Source organism: Mycobacterium sp. MYCO198283 (genome assembly GCF_021213805.1).
Lineage (GTDB): Bacteria > Actinomycetota > Actinomycetes > Mycobacteriales > Mycobacteriaceae > Mycobacterium.
Genome location: NZ_JAJQJI010000007.1, coordinates 83,738 through 105,176, shown reverse-complemented (window position 1 = coordinate 105,176; position 21,439 = coordinate 83,738). Strand labels below are relative to the sequence as shown.

The window sequence follows — 21,439 nt, the reverse complement described above, 5'->3', positions numbered from 1 at the left end:
AGGAGCCCGGCGATGACGATTCTCGACCAGGTCCACACGCCCACCCAACCGACCGCCATCACCGACGGGCCCGACGGCTACGGCGGCGTCGTCGCCGACGAGGCGTGGGCCGCGGAGGTGCGGCGGCTCGCGACGCTGCGCGGCGCCACGCTGCTCGCGCACAACTACCAGGTGCCGGCGATCCAGGACGTCGCCGACCACGTGGGGGACTCACTGGCGCTGTCGCGGATCGCCGCCGACGCGCCGGAGGACACCATCGTGTTCTGCGGGGTCCACTTCATGGCCGAGACGGCGAAGATCCTCAGCCCGGACAAGACCGTGCTGATCCCCGACCAGCGGGCCGGCTGCTCGCTGGCCGACTCGATCACCGCCGACGAGCTGCGCGCCTGGAAGGCCGAGTACCCGGACGCGGTCGTGGTGTCCTATGTGAACACCACCGCGGCGGTCAAGGCCGAGACCGACATCTGCTGCACCTCGTCCAACGCCGTCGACGTCGTGGCGTCCATCCCCGCCGACCGCGACGTGCTGTTCTGCCCCGACCAGTTCCTCGGCGCCCACGTCCGCCGCGTCACCGGCCGCGAGAACCTGCACATCTGGGCCGGCGAGTGCCACGTCCACGCCGGGATCAACGGCGACGAGCTGGCACAGCAGGCCCGCAACCATCCCGACGCCGAGCTGTTCGTCCACCCCGAGTGCGGTTGCGCCACCTCGGCGCTCTACCTCGCCGGCGAGGGCGCGGTCCCGGCCGACCGGGTCAAGATCCTGTCGACCGGCGGCATGCTCGACGCGGCCCGGCGAAGCAGCGCCCGCGAGGTGCTGGTCGCCACGGAGATCGGGATGCTGCACCAGCTGCGCCGCGCCGCGCCGGACATCGACTTCCGGGCGGTCAACGACCGCGCGTCGTGCCGGTACATGAAGATGATCACGCCCGCGGCGCTGCTGCGGTGCCTGGTCGAAGGCGCCGACGAGGTGCACGTCGACCCCGAGACCGCCACGCGGGCCCGCCGCAGCGTCACCGCGATGATCGAGATCGGGCAACCCGGCGGCGGCGAATGACCACCCGCCCGGTGTGGCGGCACGCCTGCGACGTGGTCGTCGTCGGCACCGGGGTCGCCGGGCTGGCCGCGGCGCTGGCCGCCCACCGGTCCGGCCGGTCGGTGGTGGTCCTCGACAAGGCCGATCGCCGGGGTGAGACCGCCACCCGGTACGCCCAGGGCGGCATCGCGGTGGTGCTGCCGGACGGCGACGACTCCGTTGAGGCGCACGTCCGCGACACCGTCGCCGCGGGCGGCGGCCTGTGCGACGTCGACGCCGTCCGGTCGATCGTGGCCGACGGCTACCGCGCGGTCGCCGACCTGATCGCCGCCGGCGCCCGCTTCGACACCACCGCCGGCCGCTGGTCGGTGACGCGCGAGGGCGGGCACTCGACGCGCCGGGTCATCCACGCGGGCGGCGATGCGACGGGCGCCGAGGTGCAGCGCGCGCTGGACGCGGCCGCGGCGCTGCTGGACATCCGCACCGGGCACGTCGCGCTGGAGGTGCTGCGCGACGACGACGGCGTCACCGGCCTGGTGGTCGCGGGCCCCGACGGCATCGGCGTGTTCGAGGCGCCGGCCGTGGTGCTCGCGACCGGCGGTCTGGGCCACCTGTACCAGGCGACGACCAACCCCGACGGCGCCACCGGCGACGGGATCGCGCTGGCGCTGGCGGCCGGGGTCAGCGTCAGCGACGTCGAGTTCGTCCAGTTCCACCCGACGATGCTCTACACCGGGACCGCGGGTGGGCGCCGGCCGCTGGTCACCGAGGCGCTGCGGGGGGAGGGGGCGGTGCTCGTCGATCGCCGGGGCCGGTCGGTGACCGCCGGGGTGCACCCGTCCGGTGACCTCGCGCCGCGCGACGTGGTCGCGGCCGCGATCGACGCCCGGCTGCGGGAGACCGGCGACCGCTGCGTCTACCTCGACGCCCGCGCGGTCCCCGACCTGGTGCTCCGATTCCCGACGGTGACCGCCGCCTGCCGCGGCGCGGGCATCGACCCGGTGCGCCGGCCGATCCCCGTCGCGCCCGGCGCGCACTACAGCTGCGGCGGCGTCGACACCGACGTCTCCGGGCGCACCGCGCTCCCCGGGTTGTTCGCGGCGGGGGAGGTGGCCCGGACCGGCATGCACGGCGCGAACCGGCTGGCGTCCAACAGCCTGCTCGAGGGCCTCGTCGTCGGGTCGCGCGCCGGCCGCGCCGCCGCAGCGCACGCGCTGGCCGCGCCGCGGGTGCGCCCCGGTGTCGCCGGACCGGTGGTGCGGGACACGTTGTCACGCAGCATGATCCAGCACGCCATGTCGGGCTGCGCCGGCGTGGTCCGCACCGGCGACGGCCTGCGGGCGTTGCAGGACGCGCTCGCGACCGCAACCCCGCGCGTCCTCCGCACCCGCGTCGGCGCGGAGGACGCTGCGCTCACCGTCACCGCCCGGGCCGTCGCCGCCGCGGCGCTGGCGCGCACCGAGAGCCGCGGCTGCCACCAGCGCGCCGATCATCCGGACACCGATCCGGCCGCCGCCCGGCCGATTCGGGTGCGGCTCGCCGACGGCCGCGCGGTCGCCGACGCTCCGGTGGCCTGCTGATGGCGCTCTCCGACGCCGAGCGGGCCGTGGCCCGCGCCGTCGTCCGCCGTGGCCTCGACGAGGACCTGCGGTACGGGCCCGACGTGACGACGGCGGCGACGGTGCCGGCGGGCACGGTCGTGACCGCAGCGATGGTCACCCGTGAACCGGGGGTGGCCGCCGGGGTCGACGTCGCGCTGCTGGTGCTCGACGAGGTGCTCGGGGCCGGCGGCTACGAGGTGCTCGACCGGGTCGCCGACGGCGCCGCCCTCGACGCCGGGGCCGCCCTGCTGCGGGTGCGCGGCGACACCCGGGGCCTGCTCACCGCCGAACGCACGATGCTCAACCTGGTGTGCCATCTGTCGGGCATCGCCACGGCCACCGCGCAGTGGGTGGCCGCCGTGCAGGGCACGAAGGCGCGCATCCGCGACACCCGCAAGACGCTGCCCGGCCTGCGGGCACTGCAGAAGTACGCGGTGCGCGTCGGCGGCGGTGTCAACCACCGGCTCGGCCTGGGCGATGCCGCGCTGATCAAGGACAACCACGTCGCGGCGGCCGGTTCGGTGGTGGCGGCGCTGCGGGCGGTGCGCGCGGCGGCCCCGGAGCTGCCGTGCGAGGTCGAGGTCGATGCGCTCGAGCAGCTCGACGAGGTGCTCGCCGAGGGCCTGGCGGACGGCGCGCTCATCCTGCTCGACAACTTCCCGGTATGGCAGACCCAGATCGCGGTGCAGCGCCGCGACGCGCGGGCGCCGGGCGTACTGCTCGAGTCGTCGGGCGGGCTGACGCTCGACTCGGCCGCGGAGTATGCCGGAACCGGGGTCGACTACCTCGCGATCGGGGCGCTGACCCACTCGGTGCGCGCGCTCGACGTCGGCCTGGACCTCTGAGCGCGCAAAATCGTTTCGGTGTCAACCACCATTGATTGCGGGCGCAAATTCACCGCTGCAGCAAATCGCTGAAACGGTTCGAATCCGCCGCTGCGCTCGATAAACTCCCCGCACGCCTGTGCACCAGCCAGGCACATCTTTTCCTAGTTCGGAAAAACTCGTGGGTAAACACAGCAGGAATCGCAAAGCGCTCGCGCCCGTGGTGACGACCGGGCTGGCCCTGGAGGTGGCGGCGCTGTTCGCGTTCGCCTACGCCACGGACACCCACGTCTCGCCTCCCGGGCTGACGGCCACCACGACGGTCTTCGTCGATGGGACGAAATCGCTCACCGGGAACGAATCGGGCGGCCCGCAGCGCATGGCGGACAGCTTCCGCAGCGCGTTCGATCAGGGCGACCACAACGTGTTCATCAGCTATCCCCGCAGCCTCGGGCCCGCGACGGGACCCGGTGACCCGACCTACGACGAATCCGAGGCGATCGCCACCGCCCGGACCGTCCAGGCGGTCAAGGACGCCCAGGCGACCCGTCAACCGGGGGAGACCATCTACGTCGTCGGCTACTCCCAGGGGGCCGGCGGGGCGTCGCGGGCCATCGATCAGCTCGAGCGCGACAGCGCGGCCGACGGGGTCGACTACACCGACGGCGTGCAGTTCGTGCTCGGCTCCGACCCGCGCCGCAACGACGGCGGCATCCTCGCCCGGCTGCCCGCCGGGGTGTACCTGCCGATCTTCGGCGTCACCTTCGGCGACGGCACCAGTTCGCAGCACACCAAGGTGCTGCAGGTCACCAAGCAGTACGACGGCGTGGCGGACGCGCCGAACTACATCTTCAACGTGGTCTCCGACGCGAACGCCGTCATGGGCTACTACTACCTGCATCCCGGCTACTACGAGACGGTCGACCCGAGCGCCGACCCGAACGACCCGACGCGAATCGTGACCTACAGTACCGACCGCAACGTCACCGACGTCCTCGTCAAGGCGCCGGTCGGCGAGCTGCCGCTGACCATGCCGCTGCGCCAGCTCGGTGTCCCCCCGAACGTGGTGGCGGCGCTCGACCCGTTCCTGCGCGCGGTCATCGAGACCGGATACGCCCGCCCCGGCGTGGCGCCCAGCCAGCCGGTGCCGTTTGCGCTCGTCCCGCCGCCCTCGGCGTGGGCGCAGGACGCCGTGAACGTCACCTCGGGTGCGGTGAGAACCGGTCAGGCGCTCGGCGGCGTGGCCACCACCGGCCTGCCCGCCGGAGGTGCCGCCACCCCACCGGCCTCTCCCGCGACGGCGCCCGCGGCCCAGCGCAGCGAGCCTTCGATCGACGAGCCCGCGGCCACCGCCCACTCCGACGACGCGCCCGCGGCCCGGCAGGTCACCACACCGCGTCCCGCGCGGGCCCAGTGGCAGCTGCCGAAGGTGATGCGCTCGCTGTTGAACCCGACCGAGCAACGCACCGACCGGGCGTCCCCGGACGCCGACGCGCCCACCGAACACGCGGCGGACCGCCCCACCGCGGGAACCACCGGCGCCACCGGGTCCGGCGAGCGCACCGACCACCCGGGGTCCGACGGCGCATCGTCGAGCACCGGTCCATCCTGAGCCGACACCTGCGCCGCTGAACGATTTCGCTTCCACCGGGCGGATCGGGGACAATCGAGGGGATGACCCCGATCGACCTCACCCGCATCGACCTGCGGAACGCGACGCTCACCACCGCCGAGCTGCGTGCGACGCTGCCGCGCGGCGGTGTCGACGTCGACGCCGTGGTCCCCCGGGTGCGGCCGGTCGTCGACGCCGTCGCCGCCCGCGGCGCCGAAGCCGCCCTGGAATACGGCGAATCGTTCGACGGCGTCCGGCCCGCCACCGTGCGCGTGCCGGCGGCCGAGCTGACGCGCGCGCTCGCCGAACTCGACGCCGACGTCCGCGCCGCGCTGCAGGTGGCCGTCGAGCGGGCCCGCGCGGTCCACGCCGACCAGCGCCGCACCAACACCACCACCAGGCTCGCGCCGGGCGCCACGGTCACCGAGCGGTGGGTGCCCGTCGAGCGGGTCGGCCTCTACGTGCCGGGCGGCAACGCGGTCTATCCGTCGAGCGTGGTGATGAACGTCGTGCCCGCCCAGACCGCCGGCGTCGAATCGCTGGTGATCGCCAGCCCGCCGCAGGCCGCCTTCGACGGCTTGCCGCACCCGACGATCCTGGCCGCGGCTGCGCTGCTCGGCGTCGGCGAGGTGTGGGCGGTGGGCGGCGCCCAGGCCGTCGCGCTGCTGGCCTACGGCGGCAGGGACACCGACGGGACCCCGCTCGAGCCGGTCGACATGATCACCGGCCCGGGCAACATCTACGTCACCGCCGCGAAGCGGATCTGCCGCTCGCAGGTCGGCATCGACGCCGAGGCCGGCCCCACCGAGATCGCAATCCTCGCCGACCACACCGCCGATCCCGTGCACCTCGCCGCCGACCTCATCAGCCAGGCCGAGCACGACGATATGGCCGCCGGCGTGCTCGTCACGCCCAGCGAGGAACTCGCCGCGGCCACCGTCGCGGAGGTCAACGCGCAGCTGGCCACCACCAAGCACCGCGCGCGGGTGACGGCCGCGCTCACCGGGCCGCAGTCGGCGGTCGTGTTCGTCGACGACGTGGCGGCCGGCGTGCGGGTCGTCAACGCCTACGCCGCCGAGCACCTGGAGATCCAGACCGCCGACGCGGCGGGTGTCGCGGCGCAGATCCGGTCGGCCGGGGCGGTCTTCGTCGGCCCGTGGGCGCCGGTCAGCCTGGGCGACTACTGCGCCGGCTCCAACCACGTGCTGCCCACGGCCGGTTGCGCCCGCCACTCCAGCGGGCTGTCGGTGCAGACGTTCCTCAAGGGCATCCACGTGGTCGACTACAGCGAGGCAGCGCTGAAAGACGTTGCCGGCAACGTCATCACGCTGGCGAACGCCGAGGACCTGCCGGCCCACGGCGAGGCGGTGCGGCGGAGGTTCGAGCGATGACCGTGACGCTCGCCGACCTTCCGCTGCGCGACGACCTGCGCGGCCAGTCCCCTTACGGCGCACCGCAACTCGACGTTGCGGTGCGGTTGAACACCAACGAGAACCCGCATCCGCCGACACCGGGGCTGGTCGCCGACGTCGCCCGCGCGGTGGCCGACGCCGCGACCGCCCTGCACCGGTACCCCGACCGCGACGCGGTGGCGCTGCGCACCGACCTGGCGGCCTATCTCACCCGGCAGACCGGGGTGGCCGTCGGCGCCGACAACGTCTGGGCCGCCAACGGTTCCAACGAAATCCTGCAGCAGCTGCTGCAGGCGTTCGGCGGGCCCGGGCGGTCGGCGATCGGCTTCGTGCCGTCGTACTCGATGCACCCGATCATCGCCCACGGCACCCAGACCCGCTGGCTGCAGGCGACCCGCGCGGCCGACTTCGCACTCGACGTCGAGGTCGCCACCGCCGCGATCGCCGCGCAGCGCCCCGACGTCGTGTTCGTCGCGAGCCCCAACAATCCCACCGGACAGCACATCCCGCTGGCGGACCTGCGGCGGCTGCTCGACGCCCTGGCTTCGGGCCCGGGCGGCATCCTGATCGTCGACGAGGCGTACGCCGAGTTCTCCGCGGCCCCCAGCGCCGTGTCACTGTTGGCCGAGTACCCGGCGCAGCTCGTGGTGTCGCGCACCATGAGCAAGGCGTTCGCGTTCGCCGGCGGCCGGCTCGGCTACCTGGTCTCGACGCCCGCGGTGATCGACGCGATGCTGTTGGTGCGGCTGCCGTACCACCTGTCGGCGCTCACGCAGGCGGCGGCGCGGGCCGCGCTGCGCCACGCCGACGAAACGCTGGGCAGCGTGGCCGCGCTGGTCGCCGAGCGCGAGCGGGTGAGCGCCGGGCTGACCGAGCTGGGCTTCCGGGTGATCCCCAGCGACGCGAACTTCGTGCTGTTCGGCCAGTTCGCGGACGCGCCGGCCACCTGGCGGCGGTACCTGGACGCCGGTGTGCTGATCCGCGACGTCGGCGTCCCCGGCTACCTGCGGGCCACCACCGGGCTTGCGGACGAGAACGACGCGCTGCTGGCCGTCAGCGCCCAGCTCGCCGCCACCGAACTGATCCCCGGGATGGGAGCGCCATGACCGACATCGCGACCGCGCGGCGTGCGAGCGTGCACCGCGCCACGAAGGAATCCGACATCACCGTCGACATCGACCTCGACGGCACCGGCGTGGTGCACGTCGACACCGGCGTGCCGTTCTTCGACCACATGCTCACCGCGCTGGGCAGCCACGCCAGCTTCGACCTCACCGTGCGGGCGGTCGGCGACGTGCAGATCGAGGCGCACCACACCGTCGAGGACACCGCGATCGTGCTCGGGCAGGCGCTCGGGCAGGCGCTCGGCGACAAGTTGGGCATCCGGCGCTTCGGGGACGCGTTCATCCCGATGGACGAGTCGCTGGCGCACGCGGCCGTCGACGTGTCGGGGCGGCCCTACTTCGTCCACACCGGCGAGCCGGAGTACCTGGTGGACTTCACCATCGCCGGGTCGAGCGCGCCGTACCACACCGTGATCAACCGGCACGTCTTCGAGTCGCTGGCGTTCAACGCCCGGATCGCGCTGCACGTCCGCACGCTCTACGGCCGCGACCCGCACCACATCACCGAGGCGCAGTACAAGGCCGTCGCCCGGGCGCTGCGCCAGGCCGTCGAGCCCGACCCGCGGGTGACCGGCGTGCCGTCGACGAAGGGCGCCCTGTGACCCGACGCCGGGTGGTGGTGCTCGACTACGGCTCGGGCAACCTGCGGTCGGCGCAGCGTGCGCTGGAGCGCACGGGCGCCCAGGTCGAGGTGACCGCCGACGCCGACGCGGCGGCCGCCGCCGACGGGCTCGTCGTGCCGGGCGTCGGTGCGTTCGAGGCGTGCATGACGGGGCTGCGGGCCATCGACGGCGAGCGGATCATCGCCGACCGCGTCGCGGCGGGCCGCCCGGTGCTCGGCGTGTGCGTGGGCATGCAGATCCTGTTCACCTCCGGCGTCGAGTTCGGCGTGGAGTCCGCCGGCTGCGGGCAGTGGCCCGGCGCGGTCACCAAGCTCGACGCGCCGGTGATCCCGCACATGGGCTGGAACACCGTCCAGGCGCCCGACGCCTCCACCCTGTTCGACGGCATGGACGCGTCCACCCGCTTCTACTTCGTGCACTCCTACGCCGCGCAGCGCTGGCAGGGCGCGGCGGATGCGCGGCTCACCTGGGCGACGCACCACGTGCCGTTCCTCGCCGCCGTCGAGGACGGTGCGCTCTCGGCGACCCAGTTCCATCCCGAGAAGAGCGGCGACGCCGGGGCCGCGCTGCTCGCCAACTGGGTGAACAGCCTCGGATAGGTTGAGCTGTGCCCGAAACCGTGCCGTTGATCCTCCTGCCCGCCGTCGACGTGGTCGACGGCCGAGCCGTGCGGCTCATGCAGGGCCGGGCCGGCAGCGAAACCGAGTACGGCTCCGCGCTGGACGCCGCGCTGACCTGGCAGCGTGACGGCGCCGAATGGATCCACCTCGTCGACCTCGACGCCGCCTTCGGCCGCGGCTCCAACCGCGAGCTGCTCGCCGAGGTCGTCGGCACGCTCGACGTGCAGGTGGAGCTGTCGGGCGGCATCCGCGACGACGAATCGCTGCGGGCGGCGCTGGCGACCGGCTGCGCGCGGGTGAACCTCGGCACCGCCGCGCTGGAGCACCCGACGTGGTGCGCGCGCGCCATCGCCGAGCACGGCGAGCGGGTGGCCGTCGGGCTCGACGTCCAGATCTCCGGCGACGACCACCGGCTGCGGGGCCGCGGCTGGGAGACCGACGGCGGCGACCTGTGGGAGGTGCTCGACCGGCTCGACCGCGAAGGCTGCTCCCGCTACGTCGTCACCGACGTGACGAAGGACGGCACGCTGACGGGCCCGAACGTCGACCTGCTCACCGCCGTCGCCGATCGCACCGACGCCCCGATCATCGCCTCCGGTGGGGTGTCGAGCCTCGACGACCTGCGGGCGATCGCGACACTGACCGGCGCCGGCGTCGAGGGCGCCATCGTCGGGAAGGCGTTGTACGCCGGGCGGTTCACGCTGCCCGAGGCGCTCGCCGCGGTCCGGACGTAGCGATGGCGCTCTCGGACACGGACCTGCAGGGTCTGGTCGGCGAGGCTGCCAGGATCCTCGACGCCGCCGCCGAGCCGTTCGTCGCCGGCCACCGCGCCGACTCGGCGGTGCAGAAGAAGGGCAACGACTTCGCCACCGAGGTCGATCTGCACATCGAACGCACCGTGGTCGAGGCGTTGCGCGAGGCCACCGCGATCGACGTGCACGGCGAGGAGTACGGCGGCGCCGACCTCGACTCGCCGCTGGTGTGGGTGCTCGACCCCATCGACGGCACCTTCAACTACGCGGCGGGGCTGCCGACCGCCGGAATCCTGCTGGGCCTGCTGCGCGACGGCGAGCCGGTCGCCGGGCTGACCTGGCTGCCGTTCACCGAACAGCGCTACACCGCGGTCGTCGGGGGGCCGTTGTACGCCAACGGGGTGGCGCAGCAGCCGCTGCGCACCGGCCCGCTGTCGGAGTGCGTCATCGGCACCGGCACCTTCAACATCGACTCGCGTGGCCGGTTCCCGGGCCGCTGGCGCGTCGCGCTCTTGGAGAACCTGAGCCGGCGCTGCAACCGCATGCGCATGCACGGCGCCACCGGCGTCGACTTCGCCTACGCGGCGGCCGGAATCCTCGGCGGCGCCATCAGTTTCGGCCACCACGTGTGGGATCACGCGGCCGGTGTGGCGCTGGTGCGCGCGGCGGGCGGCATCGTCACCGACCTGGCCGGCGAACACTGGACCCCCCAGTCGAAGTCCGCGCTGGCGGCATCGCCGCAGGTGCACGACGAGCTGCTCGACATCGTCCGCTCGGCCGGGGACCCGGGCCGCTACCAGACATGAACGTCGCGGTCCGTGTCATCCCGTGCTTGGACGTCGACGCCGGGCGCGTCGTCAAGGGCGTCAACTTCGAGAACCTGCGCGACGCCGGCGATCCCGTCGAGCTGGCGGCCGTCTACGACACCGAGGGCGCCGACGAGTTGACGTTCCTCGACGTCACCGCGTCGTCGTCGGGGCGCGCCACCATGCTCGACGTGGTGCGGCGCACCGCCGAGCAGGTGTTCATCCCGCTGACGGTCGGGGGCGGGGTGCGCTCGGTCGAGGACGTCGACACGCTGCTGCGCGCCGGCGCGGACAAGGTGTCGGTCAACACCGCGGCCATCGCGCGGCCGGAGCTGCTCGCCGAGATGTCGCGGCGGTTCGGTTCGCAGTGCATCGTGTTGTCGGTCGACGCCCGCACTGCGCCCCTCGGGCCGGACGGGGAGCCGCCGACGCGATCGGGCTGGGAGGTCACCACCCACGGCGGCCGCCGCGGCACCGGCATCGACGCGGTCGAGTGGGCGGCTCGCGGCGCCGAACTCGGCGTGGGGGAGATCTTGCTGAACTCGATGGACCGCGACGGCACGAAGGCCGGCTTCGACCTGCCGATGCTGCGCGCGGTGCGGGCCGCCGTCGGCGTGCCGGTGATCGCCAGCGGCGGCGCGGGGGCCGTCGAGCACTTCGCGCCCGCGGTCACCGCCGGTGCGGACGCGGTGCTCGCCGCGAGCGTCTTCCACTTCCGCGAACTGACGATCGGCGACGTCAAGGCGGCCATGGCGGCCGAGGGGATCGAGGTGCGGAGATGACGGGTCTGGACCCCGCGATCGCGGGGCGGCTCAAGCGCAACGCCGACGGGCTCGTCGCGGCGGTGGTGCAGGAGCGCGGCAGCCGCGACGTGCTGATGGTCGCGTGGATGGACGACGACGCGCTGGCCCGCACGCTGGCGACCCGCGAGGCCACCTACTTCTCGCGGTCGCGCGGCGCGCAGTGGATCAAGGGCGCCACCAGCGGTCACACCCAGTACGTGCACTCGGTGCGGCTCGACTGCGACGGCGACACCGTCCTGCTGGAGGTCGACCAGGTCGGTGGCGCCTGCCACACCGGCGACCACAGCTGCTTCGACGCCGACCAGCTGCTGGCGCCGCCGTCGTCCTAGCTGCGCCCCCGCAGCAGTTCCAGCGCTTTGTCGGCGTGGGCGTTCATGTTGACCTCGCTGGAGATCACGCCGAGCACGCGCCGGTCGGTGTCGATGACGAAGGTCGCCCGCTTGACCGGCAGCAGCTTGCCGAGCAGCCCGCGCTTCACCCCGAACCGGTCGGCGATTGCACCGTCTTCGTCGGACAGCACCGGATAGTCGAACTCCTGCGCGGTGGCGAACTGCGCCTGCTTGTCGACCGAGTCGGTGCTGATGCCCACCCGGGACGCGCCGACGGCGGCGAACTCCGCGGCGAGATCGCGGAAGTGGCACGCCTCGCGGGTGCAGCCGTAGGTACCGGCGGCCGGGTAGAAGAACAGCACCACCGGGCCGTCGGCGAGCAGCCCGGTGAGGCGGCGCGGGGTGCCGTGCTGGTCGGGCAGTTCGAAGTCCTCGACGATGTCCCCGGTTTTCATCGGGCTCACGCTACGCGGGACAATGGCGGGGTGCCGACGACCGCGGATCTGACCGTTACCACGACGCGCGCCGAGTTCCGGGCGCTCGCGGCCGAGCACCGCGTCGTCCCCGTCACCCGCAAAGTGCTCGCCGACAGTGAGACACCGTTGTCGGCGTACCGCAAGCTCGCGGCGAACCGGCCGGGGACGTTCCTGCTCGAGTCAGCCGAGAACGGCCGGTCCTGGTCGCGGTGGTCCTTCATCGGCGCGGGCGCGCCGTCGGCGCTGTCGGTGCGCGACGGCGAGGCGGTGTGGCTCGGCGTGACGCCCCAAGGCGCGCCGTCGGGCGGTGATCCGCTGCAAGCGCTGCACACCACCATGGAGTTGCTGTCCTCGGCGGCGCTGTCCGGTCTGCCGCCGCTGTCGGGCGGCATGGTCGGCTTCTTCGCCTACGACCTCGTGCGCCGACTGGAGCGCTTACCAGAGCTCGCGGTCGACGACCTGCGGCTGCCGGACATGCTCCTCCTGCTGGCCACCGACCTCGCGGCGGTCGACCACCACGAGGGCACCATCACGCTGATCGCCAACGCGGTCAACTGGAACGGCAGCGACGAGCGGGTCGACTGGGCCTACGACGACGCGGTCCGGCGGCTCGACGTGATGACCGCGGCGCTGGAACAGCCGCTGCCGTCGAGCGTGGCGGTGTTCTCCCGGCCGGCGCCGCTGTACCGCCGGCAACGCACAGTCGAGGAGTACACCGAGATCGTCGAGCGGCTGGTCGGCGACATCGAGGCGGGTGAGGCGTTCCAGGTGGTGCCGTCGCAGCGCTTCGAGATGGACACCGACGTCGACCCCGTCGACGTGTACCGCATGCTGCGGGTTTCGAACCCGAGCCCCTACATGTACCTGATGCACGTGCCGGACGCCGCGGGCCGGACCGACTTCTCCATCGTCGGGTCCAGCCCCGAAGCGCTGGTCACCGTGCACGACGGCTGGGCCACCACCCATCCCATCGCCGGCACCCGCTGGCGCGGCGATACCGAGGAAGAGGACATCCTGCTCGAAAAGGAGCTGCTGGCCGACGAGAAGGAGCGCGCCGAGCACCTGATGCTCGTCGACCTCGGCCGCAACGACCTCGGCCGGGTGTGCGTGCCCGGCACGGTGCGCGTCGACGACTACAGCCACATCGAGCGCTACAGCCACGTCATGCACCTGGTGTCGACGGTGACGGGGCAGCTGGCGCCGGGCAGGACGGCGCTCGACGCGGTCACCGCCTGTTTCCCGGCCGGCACGCTGTCCGGCGCGCCGAAGGTGCGGGCGATGCAGCTGATCGAGGAGGTCGAGAAGACCCGCCGCGGCCTCTACGGCGGCGTCGTCGGCTACCTCGACTTCGCCGGCAACGCCGACTTCGCGATCGCCATCCGCACGGCGCTGTTGCGCGACGGCACCGCCTACGTGCAGGCCGGCGGCGGGGTGGTCGCCGACTCGAACGGCCCCTACGAGTACACCGAGGCGGCGAACAAGGCGCGGGCGGTTCTGGGCGCCATCGCGGCCGCCGAGACGCTGAGATCGCCGCTGGGCCATGACTGACCGCTCGCGCTCGATCCGCGTCGCCCAGCTGCTGCTGGTCGTCGCGGCGCTCGGCGTGTGGGCCGCGTCCCGGCTGGCGTGGGTGCGGCTGCGGTCGGCCGACGGGCTCGGGCAGCCGCGGGACGTCACGCTGAACGGGTCCACGTGGTCGACGGCGCTGCTGCCGCTGGCCATCTTGCTGATCGCGGCGGCGCTCGCCGCACTCGCCGTGCGGCGCTGGCCGCTGCGGCTGCTCGCGGTGCTGGTGGCCGCGGCCAGCGCAGCGATCGCCTACCTGGGCATCAGCCTGTGGGTGGTCGCCGACGTGTCGGTGCGGGCCGCCGAGCTGGTCGAGCTGCCGGTGTGGTCGCTGACCGGCGCGGACCGGCAGTACACCGGTGCGGTGATCGCGGTCGGGAGCGCGGTGGCGGCGCTGCTGGCCGCGACGTTGCTGATGCGCGGGGCGAATGCCGCCGATGCGGCGAAGTACGAGCCGGTCGCGGGGCGTCGAGCAGCCGTCGTCGACGCGCCGACCGATGCCGCCGCGGACGACGTTTCGGAGCGCGACATGTGGGACGCGCTGGACGACGGGCGCGATCCGACGAAGCCCACCGAGACCGAGGGGCGGTGATCGTTGGTGGGCGCACGGCGACTACTCTCTGAAGAGGTCCCACGGCGGACGGCGGGGGGGCTCGGGGAAGGATATGACTGCCATGACTTCGGCGACGGTGCTCGACTCCATCATCGAAGGAGTTCGCGCCGACGTCGCCGCCCGGGAGGCCGTCGTCAGCTTCGAGGACGTCAAGGCCGCCGCCCGCCGGGCGCCGGCGCCGCTGGACGTCTTGGCCGCGCTGCGCGAGCCGGGGATCGGTGTCATCGCCGAGGTGAAGCGGGCCAGCCCGTCACGCGGTGCACTCGCCGACATCGCCGATCCGGCCGACCTTGCGCGCGCCTACGAGCGCGGCGGCGCCCGCATCATCAGCGTGCTCACCGAGGAGCGCCGCTTCCACGGCTCGCTCGCCGACCTCGACGCGGTGCGCGCCGCGGTGTCGATCCCCGTGCTGCGCAAGGACTTCATCGTCGGGCCGTACCAGATCCACGAGGCCCGCGCGCACGGCGCCGACATGGTGCTGTTGATCGTGGCGGCGCTGTCACAGCCCGCGCTGGTGTCGATGCTCGACCGCACCGAGTCGCTCGGCATGACGGCGCTGGTCGAAGTGCACACCGAGGACGAGGCCGACCGCGCGCTGGCCGCGGGCGCCAAGGTCATCGGTGTCAACGCCCGCGACCTCAAAACGCTTGAGGTGGACCGCGATTGCTTCTCCCGCATCGCGCCCGGCCTGCCCACCGGTGTGCTACGGATCGCCGAGTCCGGCGTGCGCGGCACCGCTGACCTGCTGGCCTACGCCGGTGCGGGAGCGGATGCGGTGCTGGTCGGCGAGGGGCTGGTGACGAGCGGCGATCCGCGCAGCGCGGTGGCGGATCTGGTGACGGCGGGCCGGCATCCGTCCTGCCCGAAGACCGCGCGCTGAGCGCGTCCGCCGATGGCTGATCTCACCGGGGTGGAGCTGCCGCGATCCAGCGCGGCCGTCGCCGAACCGACCCCGCACGACCCGGATTCCCGCGGCCACTTCGGCGCCTACGGCGGCCGGCTGGTCCCCGAAGCGCTGATGGCGGTGATCGAGGAGGTCACCTCCGCCTACGAAAAGGTGCGCGCCGATCAGGAGTTCCTCGACACGCTCGATCGGCTGCAGCAGCACTACAGCGGGCGGCCGTCACCGCTGTACGAGGCGGCGCGACTGAGCGAGCACGCCGGGGGAGCGCGGCTCTTCCTCAAGCGGGAAGACCTGAACCACACCGGATCCCACAAGATCAACAACGTGCTCGGGCAGGCGCTGCTGGCCCGCCAGATGGGGAAGACGCGCGTCATCGCCGAAACCGGTGCCGGTCAGCACGGCGTCGCCACCGCCACCGCGTGCGCGCTGCTCGGCTTGCAGTGCGTCATCTACATGGGCGCGGTCGACACGGCGCGGCAAGCCCTCAACGTTGCGCGGATGCGGCTCTTGGGTGCCGAGGTGGTGTCGGTGACATCGGGCTCGCAGACGCTGAAGGACGCGATCAACGAGGCGTTCCGCGACTGGGTGACCAACGCCGACGACACCTACTACTGCTTCGGCACCGCCGCCGGGCCGCACCCGTTTCCGTTGATGGTGCGCGACTTTCAGCGTGTGATCGGCATGGAGGCCCGCGTGCAGATCCGCGAGCAGGCCGGGCGCCTGCCCGACGCGGTCACCGCCTGCGTCGGCGGCGGCTCCAACGCCATCGGCATCTTCCACGCGTTCATCGACGATCCCAGCGTCCGGCTCGTCGGCTTCGAAGCGGCCGGCGACGGCGTCGAAACCGGAAGGCACGCCGCCACGTTCACCGGCGGCTCACCCGGTGCGTTCCAAGGCTCGTTCTCCTACCTGCTGCAGGACGAGGACGGGCAGACCGTCGAATCACACTCCATCTCAGCAGGTCTCGACTATCCGGGCGTCGGGCCCGAGCACGCATTGCTCAAGGACCTCGGGCGCGCGGAGTATCGGCCCATCACCGACACCGAGGCGATGGACGCCTTCCGGCTGCTCTGCCGCACCGAGGGCATCATCCCGGCGATCGAGTCCGCGCACGCTGTCGCCGGCGCCCTGAAGTTGGGCACCGAGCTGGGTTCCGGCGCCGTCGTGCTGGTCAACCTCTCCGGCCGCGGCGACAAGGACGTCGCGACGGCCGCGGCGTGGTTCGGGCTGCTCGACGACGAGGTCGCCGAACGTGGCTGACGGGTCCCGGCTCGGGGAGCTGTTCGACACCTGCCGCCGCGACGACCGCTCCGCGCTGATCGGATATCTCCCCACCGGCTATCCCGACGTGCCGGGCTCCCTCGAAGCGATGGTGGCGCTCGTCGAATCGGGTTGTGATCTGGTCGAAGTCGGCATTCCCTACTCCGACCCCGGCATGGACGGCCCGGTGATCGCCGCCGCGACGGATGCCGCCCTACGTGGCGGTGTACGGGTGCGCGACACGTTCGCCGCCGTCTCCGCCATCACCGACGCCGGTGGCCGCGCCGTGGTGATGACCTACTGGAACCTGGTGCTGCGCTACGGCATCGACGCCTTCGCGCGCGACCTGGCGTCGGCCGGCGGGCTGGGCCTCATCACCCCGGACCTCATCCCCGAGGAAGCCGGGGAATGGATCTCCGTCTCCGACGAGCGCCGGCTCGACCGCATCTTCCTCGTCGCGCCGTCGTCGACGCCGCAGCGCCTGGCGGCAACCGTCGAAGCGTCACGTGGGTTCGTCTATGCCGCCTCCACGATGGGCGTCACCGGGGCGCGTGACGCCGTTTCCAGCGCGGCACCGGCGTTGGTGGGCCGGGTGAGGGAGATCTCCGACATCCCGGTCGGCGTCGGATTGGGCGTGCGGTCCCGGGAGCAGGCCGCCGAGATCGCAAGTTTCGCGGACGGCGTCATCGTCGGGTCGGCGCTGGTATCGGCGCTCGGTGAGGGGCTTTCGGCGGTGCGTTCGTTGACCGAGGAGCTCGCCGCGGGGGTGCGCCAGAAGGTGTCCGCGCGATGATCCTGGCGTCGTTTCCCAGCCCGCCGCAGGGCGTCTGGCACCTCGGGCCCTTCCCGCTGCGGGCGTATGCGCTCTGCATCATCGTCGGCATCATCGCCGCCCTGGTCATCGGCGACCGGCGGTGGGCCGCCCGCGGTGGCGAGCGCGGCGTCATCTACGACATCGCCCTGCTCGCGGTGCCTTTCGGGCTCGTCGGCGGCCGGCTCTATCACGTCATCACCGACTGGCCGAAATACTTCGGCGACGACGGGCTCGGTTTCGTTGCGGCGCTGCGCATCTGGGACGGCGGGCTCGGCATCTGGGGAGCCGTGGCACTCGGTGGGGTCGGTGCCTGGATCGCGTGCCGATCCCGCGGAATCCCGCTGCCGGCGTTCGGTGACGCCGTCGCGCCGGGCATCGTCCTGGCCCAGGCCATCGGCCGGCTGGGTAACTACTTCAACCAGGAGCTCTACGGCCGCGACACCACGTTGCCCTGGGGTCTGGAGATCTACCAGCGGGTGCCCGACGATCTGAACGGCACCTCGACGGGCGCGCTCGTCGGCGTCGTGCATCCCACGTTCCTCTACGAATTGCTGTGGAACCTGGTGGTGTTCGGGCTGCTGCTGTGGGCCGACAAGCGATTCACCCTGGGCCACGGCCGGCTCTTCGCGCTGTACGTCGCCGCCTACTGCGTCGGCCGCTTCGGCATCGAGCTCCTGCGCGACGACGCCGCGACCACCATTGCCGGCATCCGGATCAACTCCTTCACCTCCACCTTCGTGTTCATCGGCGCCGTCGTCTACATCATGCTGGCGACGAAGGGCCGCGAAGACCCGAAGACCCTCGGTGGCGCTGGCGACGCCGACTCGACGCTCGAGCACCTCGCCAAGGACGTCACCGCTGTCGCTGCGGGCACCGGTGTCGTCGCGGCCGCCACCGTGGCGGCGAAGGACGAAGCCGCCGGCGCTGCCGACGCCGAAGCGGACGGCGCAGCCGACGCGCAGGCGCAACCAGCGGACGGCGGAGTCGACGTCGCTGAGCCGGAGGCTGCGGTAACTGCGGGCATGGACGAGCCGGCGGAGGCCGTGCGGGACGAAGCCGTCGAGGACGGGGTTGCGGAGGAGCCTGCTGCGCTGTCGTCGGAGGTGGCGGTCGAGGCGCAGGAGTTGGCGGAGGCGCTTGATGCCGGTGAGCCGGGTGATATCGCGGCGGTGATCGCTGAGCCGGCGGCCGATGAGGTGGTGGTGCCGGCGGGCGCGGACGAGCCGGCGGAGGCCGCGCGGGACGAAGAATTCGCCGCGGATGGGGCCGCGGTCGAGGACGGGGTTGCGGAGGAGCCTGCTGCGCTGTCGTCGGAGGTGGCGGTCGAGGCGCAGGAGTTGGCGGAGGCGCTTGATGCCGGTGAGCCGGGTGATATCGCGGCGGTGATCGCTGAGCCGGCGCCGGATGAGGTGGTGGTGCCTCCGGGCGCGGACGAGCCGGCGGAACCTGCGGATCAGACGGCCGATGTCGAGGCCTCGGCTGTGGCGGCCGCCGAGATCGAGGATGTGGAGACCGAGGATGTGGAGACCAGTGACGCGGCGGAGGTCGACGATGCGACACCCGAGGCCGAGGTCGAGACCGAGCCGTCGGCCGAGGGCGTGCAGTCCGAACAGGTCGTCGAGTCGCCGGTAGTTGCGGATGCCGGTGCTGACGATGTGGCCGAGGCTCTGGAGGCCAGCGACGCGGCGGTGGCCGACGATGCGACAGCCGAGGTCGAGGCCAAGCCCGAGCCGTCAGCCGAGGGCGTGCAGTCCGAAGGGGTCGTCGAGTCGCCGGTAGTTGCGGATGCCGGTGCTGACGATGTGGCCGAGGCTCTGCAGGCCAGCGACGCGGCGGTGGCCAACGATGCGACAGCCGAGGCCAAGGCCGAGGTCGAGACCGAGCCCGAGCCGTCGGCCGAGGGCGTGCAGTCCGAAGAGGCCGTCGAGTCGCCGGTAGTTGCGGATGCCGGTGCTGACGATCTGGCCGAGGCTCTGCAGGCCAGCGAGGCGGCGGAGGCCAACGATGCGACAGCCGAGGCGGGCACCCGCGACGGCACCGCAGCGCCCGAGGCAGCCGAAGTTTCGTCCACAGCGGGCGATGTCGCCCAGCCCGCCCCGACAGACAGCGTCGCCGCCGACGCCACAGAGTCTCCGGGCGAGGTGGCCCCGACGGCAACCGGCGACGAGTCGAAAGCGGGCATCGTGTCGGCGAAATCAGGTTCGGCACTTGCGGGCATTCGCGGCCGATTGAGGCGCTGGCGCAACCGTTCTTGACGCCGGAATGTCGGCCGAAGAGGGTACAATCGAACACATGTTCGAGATATCGCTTCCGTCGCTCGCGGAGCTGAACGAGTGGGCGGAGCCCGAGCTCATCGACGCAATGTCGCAGGCCATCCGGTATGAGCGTGCGGCCATGGCGTCGAAGCTCATCGCGGCGGGCCAAGTATGCGAGCGGCGCACCGCCGGCTTCGATGACGCCGACCGGGCGAACTGGGTCATCGACGATTGGGAGCGCACGGCAGCGGAAGTCGGTGCTGCGCTGAACATTCCGGGTAAGCGGGCGTCGGTGTACATGCGCTACGGCATGACGCTGGTCCGCGAACTCCCGCGGTTCGGCGCGGTCTGTGCGGCCGGACTCGTCGATCTCGCGGTCATCGCCTCGGTGCACCTGCGGACGGGTCTCGTGCTCGACGACCAGATCCGCGCCGCGATCGACGAGGAGCTGGCCAGACGAGCCCCGAAGTGGAACAAGATGCCGCGCGAGAAGATCGACGAGCGCGTCGATTGGATCGTCATCCAGCACGATCCGGCGGCGCAGCGCGTCGTGAAGGCCGCTGACCGCGACCGGCATGTGACGATCGGCAGCGCCTTCAATGGCATGGTCGAGTTGTGGGGCAAGCTGCGGCCGCTCGACGCCGCGGCGCTCGATCGGCGCCTGAGCGAGCTCGCCCGAACCGTCTGCCGCAACGATCCGCGCACTGCGGTGCAACGGCGGGCCGATTCGGTCGCTGCCCTGGTGGCGGGACAAACGTCCATCGCCTGTACCTGCGGGGCCGAGCACTGCGCCGCGGCGAACAAGGGCGCATCGCCTTACAACGTCGTCGTCAACGTGGTGACGGACAACGGCGCCACCTCGGGCGGCGACGGGAACTTCGCTCTGGTGCCCGGTTATGGCCCGATCGCCCCGGACGTCGTAGCCGAGCTGCAGAAGACGGCCAAGCAGCGCACGGTGGAGATACCGCGCGACGCATCGCCCGAGCCGAACTACCGGCCGTCGGCGGCGCTGGCGAACTTCGTCCGGTGCCGCGACCTTACCTGCCGGTTCCCCGGATGCGCTGTGCCCGCGGAATTTGCGGACATCGACCACACCGTCCCGCATCCGCTCGGCCCGACACATGCTGCCAACCTCAAGCTGCTCTGCCGCACGCACCATCTGCTGAAGACGTTCTTCGCAGGTCCGAACGGCTGGCTCGACCGACAACTGGCTGACGGCACGGTGGTGTGGACGTCGCCGGCAGGAAAGACCTACGTCACCGAGCCGGGCGGGGCGGAGTTCTTCCCGCAACTCGCCGCACCCACGGACGGTGCGCCGCAGGTTCAGACCGACCGGTCCGTTACCAAGACGCGGGCAACGATGCCGCTGCGACGGCGCACCCGAGCGCAGGACCGCGCATACCGAATCAGGTGTGAGCGCAACGCGAACGAAGCACGGATCGCCGCAAACCCGCCGCCCTTCTAAGACGGGACGAGCCAGCCTGCTGGCATGCTCGACACATGAAGGAACAGGCCCCCGCGGCTCGGATGCATCGCGCGCCGAATCGCCGCTGGCCGCTGTTCGCGTCAAGCGGTCTCGGTGCCGCGCTGCTCGGTGCCGCGCTGACCTACATCGGGTCGAATGACCCGCATCGGATCGGGTCCGCATATCCGCCGTGCCCGTTCAAGATCTTGACGGGCTGGGACTGCCCCGGCTGCGGCGGACTGCGCATGACCCACGACCTGCTCCACGGGCACATCCACCTGGCGGTGCTGGACAACGCCTTCGTCCTGATGGCGGCGCCGGCGCTGGTGGCCTGGCTGGTGTGGCGACGCCGGACTCGCGCCACCGTCCGGGTGATCCCGGTCGTCGTGGTCGCGATCGGGGCAATGGCTGCGTGGACCGTCGTCCGCAACCTCCCCGGTTTCCCCCTGGTCCCCGTCGTCTACGGCGGCGGGTGACGACCGCCCGTTGATACACTGAGAGCGTCGCGCGCACTCTCGTTCACGCGTCGCTCACGGGCCGCTGCA

The 21,439-nt window shown here is 72.4% G+C and carries 21 protein-coding genes; 20 read left to right on the top strand and 1 reads right to left on the bottom strand.

Features of this window, described 5'->3' with window-relative positions; all coding sequences use genetic code 11:
* Nucleotides 1–12 precede the first annotated feature (12 nt).
* The 12 genes from nadA to hisI all read left to right on the top strand — a co-directional run bounded on the left by nadA (nucleotide 13) and on the right by hisI (nucleotide 11,541).
* Nucleotides 13–1,056 carry a quinolinate synthase NadA gene (gene nadA / locus LV457_RS14630; protein ID WP_232171932.1) on the top strand — a complete coding sequence of 348 codons (1,044 nt, stop codon included), beginning with the start codon at nucleotides 13–15 and terminating at the stop codon, nucleotides 1,054–1,056.
* Nucleotides 1,053–2,615 (top strand): L-aspartate oxidase, encoded by a 1,563-nt coding sequence (locus tag LV457_RS14625; RefSeq protein ID WP_232171931.1) that lies wholly within the window; start codon nucleotides 1,053–1,055, stop codon nucleotides 2,613–2,615. The genes nadA and LV457_RS14625 overlap by 4 nt, the downstream gene beginning before the upstream one ends.
* The gene (gene nadC, locus LV457_RS14620) at nucleotides 2,615–3,481 is read left to right on the top strand and encodes a carboxylating nicotinate-nucleotide diphosphorylase (RefSeq protein ID WP_232171930.1); all 867 of its coding nucleotides are present in this window, start codon (nucleotides 2,615–2,617) and stop codon (nucleotides 3,479–3,481) included. Before LV457_RS14625 ends, nadC begins: the two co-directional genes overlap by 1 nt.
* Before the next feature lie 199 nt (nucleotides 3,482–3,680).
* Nucleotides 3,681–5,072, top strand: coding sequence for a PE-PPE domain-containing protein (locus LV457_RS14615; RefSeq protein ID WP_232171929.1), 1,392 nt, complete (start codon nucleotides 3,681–3,683; stop codon nucleotides 5,070–5,072).
* Nucleotides 5,073–5,134: 62 nt separating this feature from the next.
* The gene (gene hisD / locus LV457_RS14610; protein ID WP_232171928.1) at nucleotides 5,135–6,463 is read left to right on the top strand and encodes a histidinol dehydrogenase; all 1,329 of its coding nucleotides are present in this window, start codon (nucleotides 5,135–5,137) and stop codon (nucleotides 6,461–6,463) included.
* Nucleotides 6,460–7,590 carry a histidinol-phosphate transaminase gene (locus LV457_RS14605; RefSeq protein ID WP_232171927.1) on the top strand — a complete coding sequence of 377 codons (1,131 nt, stop codon included), beginning with the start codon at nucleotides 6,460–6,462 and terminating at the stop codon, nucleotides 7,588–7,590. Before hisD ends, LV457_RS14605 begins: the two co-directional genes overlap by 4 nt.
* Nucleotides 7,587–8,210 carry an imidazoleglycerol-phosphate dehydratase HisB gene (gene hisB / locus LV457_RS14600; protein WP_232171926.1) on the top strand — a complete coding sequence of 208 codons (624 nt, stop codon included), beginning with the start codon at nucleotides 7,587–7,589 and terminating at the stop codon, nucleotides 8,208–8,210. The genes LV457_RS14605 and hisB overlap by 4 nt, the downstream gene beginning before the upstream one ends.
* Nucleotides 8,207–8,830 (top strand): imidazole glycerol phosphate synthase subunit HisH, encoded by a 624-nt coding sequence (gene hisH, locus LV457_RS14595; RefSeq protein WP_232171925.1) that lies wholly within the window; start codon nucleotides 8,207–8,209, stop codon nucleotides 8,828–8,830. The genes hisB and hisH overlap by 4 nt, the downstream gene beginning before the upstream one ends.
* Before the next feature lie 8 nt (nucleotides 8,831–8,838).
* The gene (gene priA / locus LV457_RS14590; protein WP_308192202.1) at nucleotides 8,839–9,585 is read left to right on the top strand and encodes a bifunctional 1-(5-phosphoribosyl)-5-((5-phosphoribosylamino)methylideneamino)imidazole-4-carboxamide isomerase/phosphoribosylanthranilate isomerase PriA; all 747 of its coding nucleotides are present in this window, start codon (nucleotides 8,839–8,841) and stop codon (nucleotides 9,583–9,585) included.
* A 2-nt stretch (nucleotides 9,586–9,587) separates the two neighbouring features.
* Nucleotides 9,588–10,409, top strand: coding sequence for an inositol monophosphatase (locus LV457_RS14585; protein ID WP_232171924.1), 822 nt, complete (start codon nucleotides 9,588–9,590; stop codon nucleotides 10,407–10,409).
* Entirely contained in the window at nucleotides 10,406–11,191 is a 786-nt protein-coding gene (gene hisF, locus LV457_RS14580) for an imidazole glycerol phosphate synthase subunit HisF (protein ID WP_232171923.1), read from the top strand. Before LV457_RS14585 ends, hisF begins: the two co-directional genes overlap by 4 nt.
* Nucleotides 11,188–11,541, top strand: coding sequence for a phosphoribosyl-AMP cyclohydrolase (gene hisI / locus LV457_RS14575; protein ID WP_232171922.1), 354 nt, complete (start codon nucleotides 11,188–11,190; stop codon nucleotides 11,539–11,541). Before hisF ends, hisI begins: the two co-directional genes overlap by 4 nt.
* On the opposite strand, the gene LV457_RS14570 is transcribed toward hisI, so the two are convergent.
* Entirely contained in the window at nucleotides 11,538–11,996 is a 459-nt protein-coding gene (locus tag LV457_RS14570) for a peroxiredoxin (protein WP_232171921.1), read from the bottom strand. The two genes, hisI and LV457_RS14570, sit on opposite strands and share 4 nt — an antisense overlap.
* Nucleotides 11,997–12,026: 30 nt before the next feature.
* Between LV457_RS14570 and LV457_RS14565 the strand changes: the two genes are divergently transcribed.
* The 8 genes from LV457_RS14565 to LV457_RS14530 all read left to right on the top strand — a co-directional run bounded on the left by LV457_RS14565 (nucleotide 12,027) and on the right by LV457_RS14530 (nucleotide 21,370).
* Complete coding sequence (locus tag LV457_RS14565; protein WP_232171920.1) at nucleotides 12,027–13,565, top strand: anthranilate synthase component I; 1,539 nt, start codon at nucleotides 12,027–12,029, stop codon at nucleotides 13,563–13,565.
* A complete protein-coding gene (locus tag LV457_RS14560; RefSeq protein WP_232171919.1) occupies nucleotides 13,558–14,175 on the top strand; it encodes a TIGR02234 family membrane protein in 618 nt (205 codons plus the stop codon). The genes LV457_RS14565 and LV457_RS14560 overlap by 8 nt, the downstream gene beginning before the upstream one ends.
* Before the next feature lie 82 nt (nucleotides 14,176–14,257).
* The gene (gene trpC, locus LV457_RS14555; RefSeq protein WP_232171918.1) at nucleotides 14,258–15,076 is read left to right on the top strand and encodes an indole-3-glycerol phosphate synthase TrpC; all 819 of its coding nucleotides are present in this window, start codon (nucleotides 14,258–14,260) and stop codon (nucleotides 15,074–15,076) included.
* A 12-nt stretch (nucleotides 15,077–15,088) separates the two neighbouring features.
* The gene (gene trpB / locus LV457_RS14550) at nucleotides 15,089–16,360 is read left to right on the top strand and encodes a tryptophan synthase subunit beta (protein ID WP_232171917.1); all 1,272 of its coding nucleotides are present in this window, start codon (nucleotides 15,089–15,091) and stop codon (nucleotides 16,358–16,360) included.
* The gene (trpA, locus tag LV457_RS14545; RefSeq protein ID WP_232171916.1) at nucleotides 16,353–17,153 is read left to right on the top strand and encodes a tryptophan synthase subunit alpha; all 801 of its coding nucleotides are present in this window, start codon (nucleotides 16,353–16,355) and stop codon (nucleotides 17,151–17,153) included. The genes trpB and trpA overlap by 8 nt, the downstream gene beginning before the upstream one ends.
* The gene (gene lgt, locus LV457_RS14540; RefSeq protein WP_232171915.1) at nucleotides 17,150–19,429 is read left to right on the top strand and encodes a prolipoprotein diacylglyceryl transferase; all 2,280 of its coding nucleotides are present in this window, start codon (nucleotides 17,150–17,152) and stop codon (nucleotides 19,427–19,429) included. Before trpA ends, lgt begins: the two co-directional genes overlap by 4 nt.
* A 7-nt stretch (nucleotides 19,430–19,436) precedes the next feature.
* Nucleotides 19,437–20,894, top strand: coding sequence for an HNH endonuclease signature motif containing protein (locus tag LV457_RS14535; RefSeq protein WP_232171914.1), 1,458 nt, complete (start codon nucleotides 19,437–19,439; stop codon nucleotides 20,892–20,894).
* A 35-nt stretch (nucleotides 20,895–20,929) separates the two neighbouring features.
* Nucleotides 20,930–21,370: a DUF2752 domain-containing protein gene (locus LV457_RS14530; protein ID WP_374198856.1), complete on the top strand. Its 441-nt coding sequence runs from the start codon at nucleotides 20,930–20,932 to the stop codon at nucleotides 21,368–21,370.
* Nucleotides 21,371–21,439 lie beyond the last annotated feature (69 nt).